Source organism: Streptomyces sp. NPDC051576, from assembly GCF_040681835.1.
Classification (GTDB): Bacteria; Actinomycetota; Actinomycetes; order Streptomycetales; family Streptomycetaceae; genus Streptomyces.
The window spans coordinates 376,728-389,722 of the sequence record NZ_JBFAZO010000006.1 but is presented as its reverse complement, the minus strand read 5'-3'; the positions used below and the strand labels follow the sequence as shown (position 1 = coordinate 389,722).

General features: G+C 69.4%; 12 protein-coding genes, 1 other RNA gene and 1 pseudogene. 4 read left to right on the top strand and 10 right to left on the bottom strand.

Going from position 1 to position 12,995, the window contains the following annotated elements:
- Positions 1 to 158: 158 nt before the first annotated feature.
- Both AB0M63_RS22505 and AB0M63_RS22500 read left to right on the top strand, forming a co-directional pair.
- Positions 159 to 998 (top strand): SDR family NAD(P)-dependent oxidoreductase, encoded by an 840-nt coding sequence (locus tag AB0M63_RS22505; protein ID WP_366020597.1) that lies wholly within the window; start codon positions 159 to 161, stop codon positions 996 to 998.
- 78 nt (positions 999 to 1,076) lie between these two features.
- Positions 1,077 to 1,859: an SDR family oxidoreductase gene (locus tag AB0M63_RS22500; protein WP_366020596.1), complete on the top strand. Its 783-nt coding sequence runs from the start codon at positions 1,077 to 1,079 to the stop codon at positions 1,857 to 1,859.
- Positions 1,860 to 1,925: 66 nt separating this feature from the next.
- Here AB0M63_RS22500 and AB0M63_RS22495 read toward each other — a convergent pair whose 3' ends face one another.
- The 6 genes from AB0M63_RS22495 to AB0M63_RS22470 form a co-directional block, all read right to left on the bottom strand.
- On the bottom strand, positions 1,926 to 3,167 hold the full coding sequence (locus AB0M63_RS22495) for an ABC transporter permease (protein WP_366020595.1): 1,242 nt from the start codon (positions 3,165 to 3,167) through the stop codon (positions 1,926 to 1,928).
- Positions 3,164 to 3,898 (bottom strand): ABC transporter ATP-binding protein, encoded by a 735-nt coding sequence (locus AB0M63_RS22490; protein ID WP_366020594.1) that lies wholly within the window; start codon positions 3,896 to 3,898, stop codon positions 3,164 to 3,166. Before AB0M63_RS22490 ends, AB0M63_RS22495 begins: the two co-directional genes overlap by 4 nt.
- Positions 3,895 to 5,211 carry a hypothetical protein gene (locus tag AB0M63_RS22485; RefSeq protein WP_366020593.1) on the bottom strand — a complete coding sequence of 439 codons (1,317 nt, stop codon included), beginning with the start codon at positions 5,209 to 5,211 and terminating at the stop codon, positions 3,895 to 3,897. The genes AB0M63_RS22490 and AB0M63_RS22485 overlap by 4 nt, the downstream gene beginning before the upstream one ends.
- Before the next feature lie 64 nt (positions 5,212 to 5,275).
- Positions 5,276 to 5,413, bottom strand: coding sequence for a hypothetical protein (locus AB0M63_RS22480; RefSeq protein WP_366020592.1), 138 nt, complete (start codon positions 5,411 to 5,413; stop codon positions 5,276 to 5,278).
- A gap of 40 nt (positions 5,414 to 5,453) precedes the next feature.
- A complete protein-coding gene (locus AB0M63_RS22475; RefSeq protein ID WP_366020591.1) occupies positions 5,454 to 6,038 on the bottom strand; it encodes a hypothetical protein in 585 nt (194 codons plus the stop codon).
- A 1-nt stretch (position 6,039) separates the two neighbouring features.
- The gene (locus AB0M63_RS22470) at positions 6,040 to 6,672 is read right to left on the bottom strand and encodes a hypothetical protein (protein WP_366020590.1); all 633 of its coding nucleotides are present in this window, start codon (positions 6,670 to 6,672) and stop codon (positions 6,040 to 6,042) included.
- Between the two features lie 91 nt (positions 6,673 to 6,763).
- Here AB0M63_RS22470 and AB0M63_RS22465 point away from each other — a divergent pair, with 91 nt between their 5' ends.
- The gene (locus AB0M63_RS22465; protein WP_355917032.1) at positions 6,764 to 7,468 is read left to right on the top strand and encodes a response regulator transcription factor; all 705 of its coding nucleotides are present in this window, start codon (positions 6,764 to 6,766) and stop codon (positions 7,466 to 7,468) included.
- Position 7,469: 1 nt separating this feature from the next.
- The gene (locus AB0M63_RS22460; RefSeq protein ID WP_366020589.1) at positions 7,470 to 9,320 is read left to right on the top strand and encodes a HAMP domain-containing sensor histidine kinase; all 1,851 of its coding nucleotides are present in this window, start codon (positions 7,470 to 7,472) and stop codon (positions 9,318 to 9,320) included.
- Here the strand turns inward: AB0M63_RS22460 and AB0M63_RS22455 are convergent.
- The 4 genes and pseudogenes from AB0M63_RS22455 to AB0M63_RS22440 form a co-directional block, all read right to left on the bottom strand.
- Positions 9,293 to 10,684: an amidohydrolase family protein gene (locus tag AB0M63_RS22455; RefSeq protein ID WP_366020708.1), complete on the bottom strand. Its 1,392-nt coding sequence runs from the start codon at positions 10,682 to 10,684 to the stop codon at positions 9,293 to 9,295. The genes AB0M63_RS22460 and AB0M63_RS22455 overlap by 28 nt on opposite strands.
- A gap of 54 nt (positions 10,685 to 10,738) precedes the next feature.
- The gene (locus AB0M63_RS22450) at positions 10,739 to 11,512 is read right to left on the bottom strand and encodes an Atu4866 domain-containing protein (RefSeq protein ID WP_366020588.1); all 774 of its coding nucleotides are present in this window, start codon (positions 11,510 to 11,512) and stop codon (positions 10,739 to 10,741) included.
- 154 nt (positions 11,513 to 11,666) lie between these two features.
- An RNA gene (gene rnpB / locus AB0M63_RS22445) (RNase P RNA component class A) lies at positions 11,667 to 12,072 on the bottom strand.
- A 91-nt stretch (positions 12,073 to 12,163) separates the two neighbouring features.
- Positions 12,164 to 12,994 (bottom strand): annotated as a pseudogene (locus AB0M63_RS22440) (EamA family transporter); the annotation flags it as partial.
- Position 12,995 lies beyond the last annotated feature (1 nt).

The window sequence follows — 12,995 nt, the reverse complement described above, 5'->3', positions numbered from 1 at the left end:
CCGACCGAACACCCTGCGCCACCGTTCGTTCTTTGCAGCCTAGGTGTGTGACACCCAGGAAGACCGCTGCCTTCATACGACTTCCGGCCGACGGCAGACTCAAACACGCAAGCCGCCGAACCCCTGAAAAAGGGGAAACAACGAGAGAGGTATTTCTCATGGCTACGTGGTTCGTCACCGGAGCTTCGCGAGGAATCGGCGCCGAGATCACCCGCGCCGCATTGGCAGAAGGAAACAACGTCGTAATGGCCGTCCGAAATCCGGAGCGCGTCCCCGACGATCTGAAGAATTCCGAGAACGTCTTCGCGGTCGCTCTGGACGTCACCGACAACAACGGGATCCCCCAGGCCGTCGACGCGGCGGTGGACCGGTTCGGCGGGATCGACGTGCTGGTCAACAACGCCGGCCGCGGTCTGCTGGGCGCGCTGGAGGAGGTCACCGACGCGGAGGCCCGCTCACTGTTCGACCTCAACGTCTTCGGCCTGGTCAACGTCACCCGCGCCGTGCTCCCCGTCATGCGCAAGCAGGGCTCGGGCAAGCTGGTGCACATCGGCTCACGCTCCGGCTTCGAGGGTGAGCCCGGCGTCAGCCTGTACGCCGCGTCGAAATTCGCCGTCGCCGGTATCAGCGAGGCGCTGTCGGCCGAGATGGCACCCTTCGGCATCCAGTCGATGGTGGTCGAACCGGGCGTGTTCCGCACCGACTTCCTCGACAACAGCTCCCTGTCGGTCGCCGCGAACCGCATCTCCGACTACGACGACACCCCCGCGCACGTGACGCTGGACTGGATCGACCAGGCCAACCACGCCCAGCTCGGTGACCCGGTCAAGGGCGCGGCCCTCATCGTCGAGGTCGCCTCCGGCGAGAAGCTGCCCACCCACCTCTACCTGGGCCGCGACACCCTTGAGCGGCTGGACGTCAAGTACCAGCAGGTGCAGGACGACCTGGCCCCGTGGCGCGAGAAGTCCGCGGCCACCGCGCACGACGACGCCGCCTGACACACCACATCGCGCAACACTCCCCCCACTGCCTGACGCACCGTCAATCACCGTTCGTATCAAAGAGATCGAGGTCTTGTGATGTCCGCTGCCCTGCTCACCGGCACCCCCCTCGCCGACCGCGTCGCCGTCGTCTCCGGCGCCTCCAGCGGCATGGGTGCCGTCACCGCCACTCGCCTGGCCGAACTCGGCGCCACCGTGGTCGTGTTGGCCCGCCGCAAGGACAAGCTCGACGGGATCGTGAAGGAGATCGAGTCCGCGGGCGGCACCGCGCTGGCGCTCGCCGTCGACGTCACCGACCGCGCCGCCGTCCAGCAGGCCGCCGACCAGGTCGCCGACCGCTTCGGCAAGGCGGACCTGGTGTTCAACAACGCCGGTGTCCAACTCATCTCGGGCATCGAGGAGTTGAAGGTCGACGACTGGCAGCGCCAGATCGACCTCAACATCAGCGGCCTGATGAACGTCATCGCCGCCTTCCTTCCCCACCTCACCGAATCCGCCGCCCAGGGCAAGGCGGCCGACCTCATCAACACCTCCTCGATCGCGGCCACCCGCATCCTGACCAAGTTCTCCATCTACTCCGGCACCAAGGCCTACATCAGCCATCTCACCCGCCTGCTGCGCGTCGAGCTCGGCCCCAAGATGGTCCGCGTCGCCACCATCGAGCCCGGCATGGTCGACACCGAACTCCCCGACCACGTCACCGACCCCGACGCCTCCCAGCTGATGGCCGACCTCATCCACGACATCGACGTCCTCCAGAGCGAGGACATCGCCGAGACGGTCGCCTTCATGGCAGCGGTCCCCCGGCACGTCAACCTCACCGAGATCACCATCCTCCCCACGGCCCAGGCCATCTGAGACACCCCGACGCCGGTGCGGGCAGGGCGACTTCCGTCCCTGCCCGCTCCGGCGTCGGGGTTACGGCTACGCGGTCGCCAGTGCTTCGGTAGGGGTCAGCCGGGAGGCCCTGATGGAGGGATACACCCCGGCGGCCATGCCGATCACGATCGCGCCCCCGAAGCCCGCGGCCACCGAGGTCAGCGGGATGACGGGCGGCCAGCCCTGGTAGGAGGCGTAGCCGACGGTGGCCAGGACGCCGAGCACGGTGCCGGCCAGGCCGCCCAGCCCCGACAGCGCTACGGACTCGGTGAGGAACTGGCTGCGGATCTGGCCCCGGTTGGCGCCCAGAGCCCGTCGCAGCCCGATTTCGCGGCGGCGTTCGAGGACGGAGATGACCATGGTGTTGGCCACGCCGATGCCGCCCACGAGCAGAGCGACCCCGGCGAGTCCCAGGAACAGCGCGGAAAACGTGCTCTGGGTGGCGCGTTTGGCGGCCAGCGCGTCGGAGGGGCGGCTAACCGTGACCATGCCCGGCAGTTCCGGGTAGATGGTCGCGGGCAGGACGTTCCGTACCGCCTCCATCCGGTCTTCCTCGGCCTTGATGTAGAGCACCGTGGGATGGCCGTCGAACCTCAACTGCGTACGGGCCGCGTCCCAACCCACCAGGACCGCGCGGTCGATGTCGGGCGACAGGGGCGTCTGGGCGAGGACGCCGATGACCGTGAACCAGCGGTTGTTGATGTAGATCAGTGCGTCGCTGCCCCGGCCACCCGCATTGGCCACGCCCAGGCGGGAGGCCGCCACCGAACCGAGCACCGCCGTAGGGAACCTCTCGGTGGCCGGGCTCAGGAACCGGCCCGACCGGACCTTGGCGTTGATCGCCCTGAGCAGGTTGGTCTTGCTGGCCAGGACGGTGAGGCCCGCGTAGTCGTTGGGGTCGACCTTGTCGTTGCGGTAGACGGTGGCGTGGGTGTTGGCGACCGCGCTGGCCTGCGTGACGGGTCCGATGCGGGCGACCATGTCCACCGACTGCGGCGGCAGCAGCACCGGGTTGTTGTTGGTGGAGTTCGGCACGGCCTGGAGCATGTTGGTGCCGAGCGCGGACAACTCGTTCATCAGGGCCTTCTGGCTGGAGGCCGGGATTCCGGTGACCACGATCATCGTGGCGATGCCGATCGAGATCCCCAGCGCGGAGAGGGCCGCGCGGATCTTGCGGGTACGGATTCCCAGCAGGCCGAGTCTGAGGATGTCGAGGGGGGCCAGCCGGACGGGGCGAGTGTCGGCGACCGGCGTGGTCGGCGGTATCGGCGTGAGGGTGGCGGTCATGACCGGCTGTTCCCAAGGGCGTTGAGCTGAGCGGCGGTTGGGGTGGAGGTGTCGAGGTGGCTGTCGGCCACGAGGTGACCGTCGAGGATCTCCACGCGGCGGGGCAACTGGGCGGCGATGTCCCGGTCGTGGGTGATGATCGCGATGGTGGTGCCCTCCTGGTTCAGTGCGGTCAGCAGGTCCAGTACGGCCCTGCCGTTGGCGGTGTCCAGGGCGCCCGTGGGTTCGTCGGCGAGCACCAGGGCGGGCTGGTTGACGAGCGCGCGGGCGATGGCCACACGCTGCCGTTCGCCGCCGGAGAGCTGGTTCGGCAGATGCCGGGCACGGCGGGCGAGGCCGACCCTGGCCAGCGCCTCCAGGACCAGCGGTTGGCGCTTGCGGCGCGGGACCCCCGCGTAGAGCAGCCCGGTGGCGACGTTCTCGGCGGCGGTCAGACCGTCGGTGAGATGGAACTGCTGGAACACGAAGCCGAGCCAGCGGCCCCGCAGCGCCGACAGCCGCCGGTCCGAGAGCCGGGCGACGTCCTGGCCGCCGATCTCCACCGTGCCGCTGGTCGGCCGGTCCAGGGTGCCCATGATGTTCAGCAGGGTCGACTTGCCGGATCCGGAGGGCCCGACGATGGCCAGCAGTTCGCCCGCCTCGATCGCGAGCGAGACACCGTCCAGCGCCTTGACCCCGCCGGGGTACGCCATGCCCGCGTTGAGCACGGCCAGGACCGGGCGCCGGCTCATGAGGTCGTCACGACCCGCAGGCCGGCGGTGACACCCGAACCGCTGATCTCCACGAGCCCCTTGGCGAACATCCCGGTCTTCACGGCCAGCAGTCGCCCGCCGGGCCGCTGGACCGCGTATCCGCCCTCGCTCAGCGCGAGCAGCGCGTCCACCGGCACGGTGAGGACGCCCTTGCGGGTCTCCGAGGTGAACTGCACCTGCACCGGGGCGGAGGTCAGCTTCCGTATCGCCTCGTTGTCCGGCACCGAGACGGAGACGGTGAGCTGCGCGGGGCCGTCCGAGCCGCCTCCGCCGCTGTTGCCCTCGCTGCTCTGGACGGTCGTACCGATGGTGGTGACGGTGCCCGTGACGTTGGAGCTGTCGGGCAGGGTCACGGTCACCTTGTCGCCGCGTGACATCGTGCCGGCGTCCGACGCGTCCACCGGCACGCTGACGGACTTGGCGGTGGAGGTGACGGTCATCAGCGCCCCGTCGGCCGGGTCGGCGGACTGCGCCTGTACGGCGCCGACCCGGACCGGGCCCGGCATGACGGCTATGTCGCCGATGCCGAGGATGCCGGTGGCGGGTACGCCGGTGAAGGTCTGCCAGCGTTTGATCGCGGCGATCAGGGCGGTGGTGAGGACGCCGTCGCCGTGTTTGACCTTGATCGAGGTGGGGGTGGCGGTGGGCGCGGTGGAGGGTGCGGCGGAGGGGCTCCCGGACTCCTCGGCCGTGTCGCCCTTCGCGGCGGAATCGTCCGTGTTCGCGGCGGATTCGTCCGTGGGAAGCGGCTGTTGGGTGACCCAGGTGCCGGTGGCCGGCTGCGCACCGATGTCGAAGCCGAGGGCCCTGAGGTTGTCCGCGACCGTCTTCACGTCGGGGCCTGTGGTGCCCCTGGCCGAGAGGGTGCGGTACAGCGGTGTGTCGCCGTAGAAGACCGGCACCGGGTTGTTGTCCACCTTGTACAGCGGCTTGCCCCGCTTGACGGTGGTGCCCGTCCTCGCCAGCCAGGTGATCAGGCCGGACTTGCCGCCCTTCACGGTGAACGGTTTGCCGTAGCCGAGGGTGCCCTGGAGCGTCTGGTCGTTCGACAGGTCGGCCTTGGTCACCACGGCGGTCTTCACGTGCGCGGAGTCACCGGCCGCGGTGGCCGGTTTCGGGTCGCCGCCCGGCCACATGGCGGCGGTGAGCGCGCTCGCGGAGAGGACCGACAGGGCGGCGACGGCGATGACCACGCGCCGGTTCATCCGCCTTGCCCCGCGCGGGACTTCCTCGGGGTCCTCAGCGCGTGGACGTATCCGGCGGAGTTCCTGGGTGTCGTCGGTTTCTACCACTGAAGGGCTCCTGCGTACTTTCTTTGTCGATGCGTCACTGGTCGAGCCGTCCTGTGCCGAGCCGTCATTTGTCGCCACCGAATGACTTCACCTGGCAATCGGTCTCGATCGAGGCGTAGTCGGGGGCATTGAGACTGTTTCCGCTCTCCAGTCCCCACAGGCCGTCGGTGCCGATGACGCTCTTGATGCCGTGGTCGTTCATGCACTTCACGACCAAAAGGACAACAGGGTGAGCGCGCAAATCAGTTGTCACCGCTGAACGCTTTCCGTTTGCAATCGTCTTGGATCTTGTACCCTTCGGCTTCGCTCACCGTCGGGACATAACCCTCGTTATAGGTCCACGAGAAGGCGTCCCTTCCCGCGGAGTGGTCCGGGATCATATGGACCTTCATGCCCTTGTCATTCATGCATTTGACCCATGCGCGGAAGTCGTCGACGTAATGGGGGTTCTTGTCCGGGTCCTCCTCCGGCGGCTGGAGCGGCTGCTTCGACAGACACGCCTTGTACTGGGCGGGGTACTTGGTGGCCGGTCCGTCGATGAACCAGGTGTTCCCCGCGCCGGGCTTGTGCGCGCCGGGAACACCCTTGTCGTGCAGACAGGCCGTCCAGACGGCGAACAGCCGGGTCGCCTCCTCGTCGCTGGTGTCCACCCGGAGTTGGGGACGGCCCGAGTCGGTGTCGGCGCTCACCTTCGCCGAAGCACCGCTTCCGCTCGGGTCATTGATCGAGGCGACGCCGTCGTCCTTGGCCTTGCCACCACCACACCCGGTGAGGGCCACGAGCGCCGATATCCCGACGGCGAACAGCACAAGAGGGTGAGCGCGCATATCAGTTACCACCGCCGAAGGCTTGGCGTTCGCATTTACCGTCGATCTCGTCCCTTTCAGCGTCGCTCATCGTCTGGACATAGCCCTTGTTGTACGTCCACCCGGAGCCGTCGGCGAGTGAGTGCACCTTTATGCCGTGGTCGTTCAGGCACTTGATGTACGCGCGCCAGTCATCGGCGTAGTGGGGGTTCGTGGACGGGTCCAACTCCGGCGGCTGGAGAGGCTGTTTCGAGAGACAGGCCTTCCAGGCCGCGGGGTACTTGTCGGGCGTTCCGCTGATGGACCAGACATCCCCCGCGCCGGGCTTGTGCCCGGCGGGAACCCCCTTGTCATGCAGACAGGCCGTCCAGACAGCCTCCAGCCTGCCCGCTTCCTCGTCGCTGGTGTCCAGCCGGAGCTGGGGACGGCCCGAGTCTGCGTCGGCACTCGCCTTCGCCGAACTACCGCTCCCGCTCGGGTCGTTGATCGAGGCGACGCCGTCGTTCTTGGCCTTGCCGTCGCCGCCCGCATCGCTCGATCCGCCACCGCCGCACGCGGTGAGGACGACAAGCGCCGTCGCGCCGACGGCGCCGACCAGGGATGTTCGCAGCGCATGGCCAAGATCCGGCCGCGCTCGGTCCGTGTGGTTGAACATGGCGGACACCGTGACCGGAGGTTATGAAGATCCTGTCAGACCGCGATCAGGATCCTGTCTGAGGTCACCGGGGCGAATTTATGGTGGTCGCATGAGCGCACATGTCCTGGTGGCCGAGGACGATGCCAAACAGGCCGAGATCGTCCGCCGCTACCTGGAACGCGAGGGCCACACGGCCCAGGTGGTCCACGACGGGCGCGCGGCACTGGACGAGGTGCGCCGCAGACCGCCCGACCTGCTGGTGCTCGACGTGATGATGCCCCTGGTCGACGGTCTGGACGTGTGCCGCATCCTGCGCCGCGAGTCCGATCTGCCGATGCTGATGCTGACCGCGCGCACCACCGAACGGGACCTGCTGCTCGCCCTCGACCTGGGCGCCGACGACTACATGACCAAGCCGTACAGCCCCCGCGAGCTGATGGCCCGCATCCGCACCCTCCTGCGGCGCACCCGGACGGCCGCCGCCGTACCGGACGATCCCGTACTGCGGGTCGGAGGCCTCGCCGTGGACCCGGTCCGGCGCAGCGTCGAGATCGACGGCCGCCAAGTCGACTGCACCCCGGGCGAGTTCGACATCCTCGCGACGATGGTCGCCGAGCCGGAACGGGTCTTCACCCGCAGCCAGTTGCTGGCCCGGACCCGCGGGTCCGACCGCTACATCACCGAGCGCACCATCGACGTACACGTCCTGAACCTGCGCAAGAAGATCGAGCCCGCACCCCGTCAACCGGCCTATCTGCAGACGGTGTTCGGCGTCGGATACAAGATCATCGACGGCAGCAACCGTGCGCGCTGAGATGAAGCCCATGAAAGCCGAGGCCAGGCCCAGGACGCGAGTCCGGGCCAAGGTGCCGCTGCACAGAAGCCTCCTCGTCCGGCTGCTGGGCGCCTCCGTCGCGATCGCCGTCTGCGCGGTCGCGGCCACCGCCTGGCTGGCCGCGCGGACCGCCACCAGCGCCATCCAGCACGAACAGGGCCAGGTCCTCTCGGACGACGCCGACATCTACGACACACTCGTCGGCTACGCGGCGGTCCACCGCGACTGGTCCGGCGTACGACCGACCCTGCGCCGCCTGGCCGAGCACAGCGGACGGCGGATCACTCTGACCACCCAGGACCGCAAGCCCATCGCCGCGTCCGGCTCCGTCACCGCCCTCCCGGTCAGAGCCTCGGCGGTCGTCGACCCGCTGCGTACCGACCCGGCGCTGCTGCCCGCCACCGAGGCGAACCGCATCGACCCCCGCGCCGTAGGCCCGTACCGACTGACCGCCGCCGACCGCAAGCATCTGCGCGACCTGGCGGCGAAGCCCCTCATCTGCCTGCGCAACGCGGGCTATCCGGCCGTCAAGCTCACCGAGACACCGGACGGCCGCCCCTCGTACGCGCAGGCCGACAACCCCAAACTCCAAGTGATGTACGACAGTTGCGGTCTGAGCAACCTCTCGGACAACCTGACCGCGACCGAGGTCACGGCGCTGGCCCGGCTCAACACACTGGTCAACGAGTGCGTGCGGCGCGGGAATCTGGGCGACGCCGTGAAGATCGGCCTCGACTTCACGGCCCACTCCGACAACGCCCCAGCCGTGCAGAACTGCGTCGACACCGCCCGCCGCGACCAGCTCGCCCCGTACGTCGCCTCCGCCGCTCTGCTGTTCGTCACCACGCCGGCCGGGAGAACCGCCCCCGGGATCGATCTCTCCGCGGAGAACACGGCCCGGATCGCCGGCGTCGCGGCCCTGGTGCTTCTGCTCACCGTGGCCGTCACCATCACCGTCGGCACCAGGCTGGTCAGACCGCTGCGGGCGCTGACCTACGCCGCCCGCCGCCCGGCTGGGGAACACCTACGGGTGCCGGTCACCACCAACGACGAGATCGGCTATCTGGCCGCCGCCTTCAACGACCTGTCCGAGCGCCGCGAGCGCATGGAGGACCAGCGCAAGGCCATGGTCAGCGATGTCGCCCACGAACTGCGCACCCCGCTCAGCAGTATCCGCAGCTGGCTCGAAGCCGCGCAGGACGGTGTGGCCGTCTCCGACGAGGCGTTCGTCGCCTCACTGCTGGAGGAGGCCCTGCTGTTGCAGCGCGTCGTCGACGATCTGCAGGATCTGGCGGAGGCCGACGCCGGGCAGTTGCGGCTGCACCCCGAGCCGGTCTCTCCGCGCGATCTCCTCGACCATGTCGTCGCCGTCCACCGCAGCAGTGCCGAGGCCGCCGGTGTCGCCCTCACCGCCCGCACCGAGGGCGATCCCCCGCTGTCCGCCGACCCCGTCCGGCTGCGTCAGGCCGTCGGCAACCTGGTGTCCAACGCCGTACGGCACACCCCGTCCGGCGGCAGCGTCACCCTGACCTGCCGTCGCGAAGGGGACGAGGTGGTCATCGAGGTCGCCGACACCGGCAGCGGTATCTCCGACGAGGACCTGCCCCGGGTCTTCGACCGGTTCTGGCGCGCCGAGAAGTCCCGCAGCCGCCGGACCGGCGGCAGCGGCCTAGGCCTCGCCATCGTCCGTCAACTCACCGAGGCGCACGGCGGAACGGTGTCGGTGACCAGCACCCTCGGGGTGGGAACGGCGTTCACGATCCGGCTGCCCGCCGACAGGCCGGGAGCATCGCCGGGTGATGTTCAGGCGGCCGGGGTGTTCAGCACGTAGTCGCGCGAGGCACGCACCTCGGCGCGTAGGGCGGGCAGATCTACGTCGAGGACCTGACCGTTCCACTTACGGGGCTCGCCGTTGACGATTACGGCGCTGATGTTGCGGGCGTCGGAGCCCAACACGACAGTGCCGATCGGGTCGTTGAGCGGCATGTTGTTGAGATCCTCGGCCTGGATGACCAGCAGGTCGGCCTTCTTGCCCGGGGTGAGTGAACCGGTGACGCCGGCCAGGCCGTTGGTGCGGGCGCCCTGGAGGGTGGCGAAGTCCAGGACGTCGTGGGTGGTGATGCGGGACGGCTGCCGACCGGTGCCGTAGACGGAGTTGACGGCGCGCATCCGCTGGATGGCGTGCAGCGCCCGCATCTGCGTGAACATGTCGCTGGCCAGGGCGACTTCGACGTCGATGCTCAGACCGGGGCGGATGCCGACGGCGAGCGCCTCGTCGACGGCGGGGACAGCGGTCTCCAGGCCGATCTGGGCGTCGGAGGTCGGAGCGAGGGCCACGGTGGTGCCGGTCTCCCCCATCGCCTGCCACGCCTCGGAGGTGAGTCCGGTGGAGTGGATGAGGGTGACGGCGGGGCCGAGGACACCGTCCTTGGCCCAGCGCAGCACGGCCTCGGACCCGGACGCGCCGAACACGGCGTCCACGCTCACTCCCACCCCCAAGTCCTTGGCGACGCGGGCGAGTTCGGGACCGTAGGCGAGCGCGGGTCCGGCGATCTCGTCGGTGGCCAGGGTTGCCAGGCGCAGGGTGAGCAGTTGGTCGTCGCTGCTGAAGTACTGGTCCTTGATGCGGGTCAGGTCGCCGGGCCACTGCCGGTCCCAGTCGCCGAAGTGCGGCCCCATGGAGGCGTGCACGCCCCGGATGCCCGTGTTGATCAGCGCCTCGATCGCGGCGTCGGAGTGCTCGCGGGTACGGGAGTTGTGGGAGAAGTCGAGCATCGTAGTGATGCCGCTGTCGATCGCGGTCAGGGCGGCCAGCCGGGTGCCGATGTACATGTCCTCGGGCCGGTAGACGGTCACGTAACCGGCCAGGGTCGCCATGACGTAACCGCCCAGGTCGTCGACATCCGGCATGATCCGGCGCAACTGGGCCTCCCAGGCGTGCCGGTGGGTGTCGACGAAGCCGGGGGTGACGACGGTGCCGACGGCGTCCACGACCACGGCGTCGCCCGCGTCCAGTTGACGGCCGACGGCAGCGATGGTGTCGCCCTCGACGAGGACGTCGCCGCCCTCGATGATGCCGAGCTCGGGGTCCATGGTGACGACGGTCGCGCCGGTGAAGAGGACGCGCCGCTGGTCGGCGGGGAGGCGGCGGAGCTGTTCGAGGACGGCGGGGCTGGTGGTGTCGTTCACATTCACGTTCACGTTCATGGGGGCCTTCTTTCCGTACGCGCGAGGGGAAGGGGAACGGGATCAGCCGAGTTTCATGACGTATCCGGCGTGGTGGAGTTCGTCGCCCGTGAACTCGCCGTAGGCCCAGAACCCGAGGTCGTCGAGGTAGTCGATGCGGTCGCCGTCGATCCAGTAGCGGCCCTGATAGGCGTGCGGGCGTCCGCCCCGGGTCTCGTCGTAGCGGCCGTCGGCGGTGAGCTCCTGGTGCAGGAAGCCCTTGACGTCGATCCAGACGCCGACGCGCGGGCTGCCGGTGAGGTCGGGGATGCCCGTCTTGGGGGCGGCAGCCTGGCCGGGGACGCTGGCACCGGCCCTCAGGACGGGACGCCCGGCCGCGACCAGGGCGCGGACCTGCTCCGGCCGGGTCAGAAGGGTGGCCACCGCGCTCGGCACGTCGGCGGCGAGTTCGTCGGGCAGCACGAGGAAGTCGGTGCTGTTGCCGGGGGTGAGGGTGGCGACGTGGTCGGAACGGTGTCCGCGCCCGCCGGTCAGGGCGATGGTGTCGACGACGGCGGGAGCGATGGTCATCCCGGTGCAGTCGACGACGATGGCGTTGTCGTCGCCGGCCGCGGTGATGATGCCGGGGCCGACCCCCACCAGCAGCGAACCGACGAACAGCAGGTCGGCGCCGGTCGCCGTCCCGATCAGCGGATCCATCGTCAGGATCCGGGCGTTGGCGAACAGCACGGGACGACCGCCGTCGTCCGCGACGATCTCGTCCAGGGCCCGGGCATTCCAGCCGGTGGTGCGGGCGGTGTCCGTGACGTCCGTGGTGTCCGCGTCGATGATGCTCATGGCGTGCTCCTCAGTGGCGGATCCTCGGCAGCTACTGGGGCTGCCTGGCCACTAGGTTCATCGCACGGCGGAAGGGGAACCAGGTCGCGGTGTGCCTGGGTGCGCGGCACCCACTATGGGCATGGGGGTCTGGGAAGGGGGCCGCTGGGAGCGGCAGACGAGCCGGGCCGTACGCCGGGTTCTGTGTCCGGGAGGACCTCACGGTCCCCCCGGCGACGGCCATCCATCTAGGACCGGTGTTGCCACCGGCCTCATGCGGTCTACCCGGGAACTCGGGCGGGCAGCCCTCGAACGTCCCCGCAGGAGCGCCGAGGCGCTCCCTTTTGACCTTGCTCCGGGTGGGGTTTACCTAGCTGCCCAGGTCACCCTGGGCACTGGTGGTCTCTTACACCACCGTTTCACCCTTACCCGGTGCCGAAGCACCGGGCGGTCTGTTTTCTGTGGCACTTTCCCGCGGGTCACCCCGGGTGGCCGTTAGCCATCACCCTGCCCTGTGGAGCCCGGACGTTCCTCGGGGAGTCCCCGCTAGGGGCACTCCACGCGGCCGTCCGCCCGGCTCGTCTGCCGTGTGGACCATGCTACCGGGCGGCCGTCGTCCCCCCGACCTCCGTCCCTCCGACCGGCGCTCGGTCCCGCCGTCGCCAGGACCGAGCCCGCCAGGATGAGGGTGAAGGCGACCGCGATGCCCACGGTCAGGTCCTCGCCGAGGAACAGCGCGCCCGCCGCCACCGCGACCGCCGGGTTGACGTAGGTGAACACCGTCGCGCGGGTGGGGCCGACCTCCTTGATCAGTTCCAGGAAGGCCACGAACGCCAGCGCCGTGCAGATCACGCCCAGGCCGGCGAGGGACGCCAGGACATGGGGGGACGGGACCGTGGACGGCCGGGTGAGCGCTGCCGCCGGGGCGTAGACCAGGGCCGCCAACGCCAGGCACGGGGCCGTCAGTTGGAGGGTCGGGACGTCCTTGAGGTAGCGGGCCGCTATCAGGGGGGCCGTCGCGTAGCCGAGGACCGTCAGCAGTACCTCCGCCAGTGAGCGGGCGTCGCCTCCCGTGAGGTGCGGGACGGTGAGGACGGTGACTCCGGCCAGGCCCAGGGCCAGGCCCAAGACGCGGCGGGCGCCCAGTCGTTCCGCGGTGCCGAAGAACCTCGCCATCAGTACGCCGACGATCGGGACGCCCGCGATCAGCAGACCCGCCGTAGAACTCGACAGGTGGCGTTCCGCGTCCGTGAGCGTGAACCAGGGGCCGATGATCTCGATGCACGCGAAGGCCAGCATCGGGCGCCAGTGCGTCCGAATCGTGCGGGGCAGGCCGCCCTGTCGCAGCGCGAACGGCAGGAGGAGTACGGCGCCCAGGGCGCAGCGTGTGAAGACGACCATGGACGGGGACAGCGGGGCGTCCACCGCCACCTTGATCATCAGGTAGGGGATGCCCCAGACCACTCCCATCAGGGAGAACAGGAACCAGCCGCGTGCAGTCATA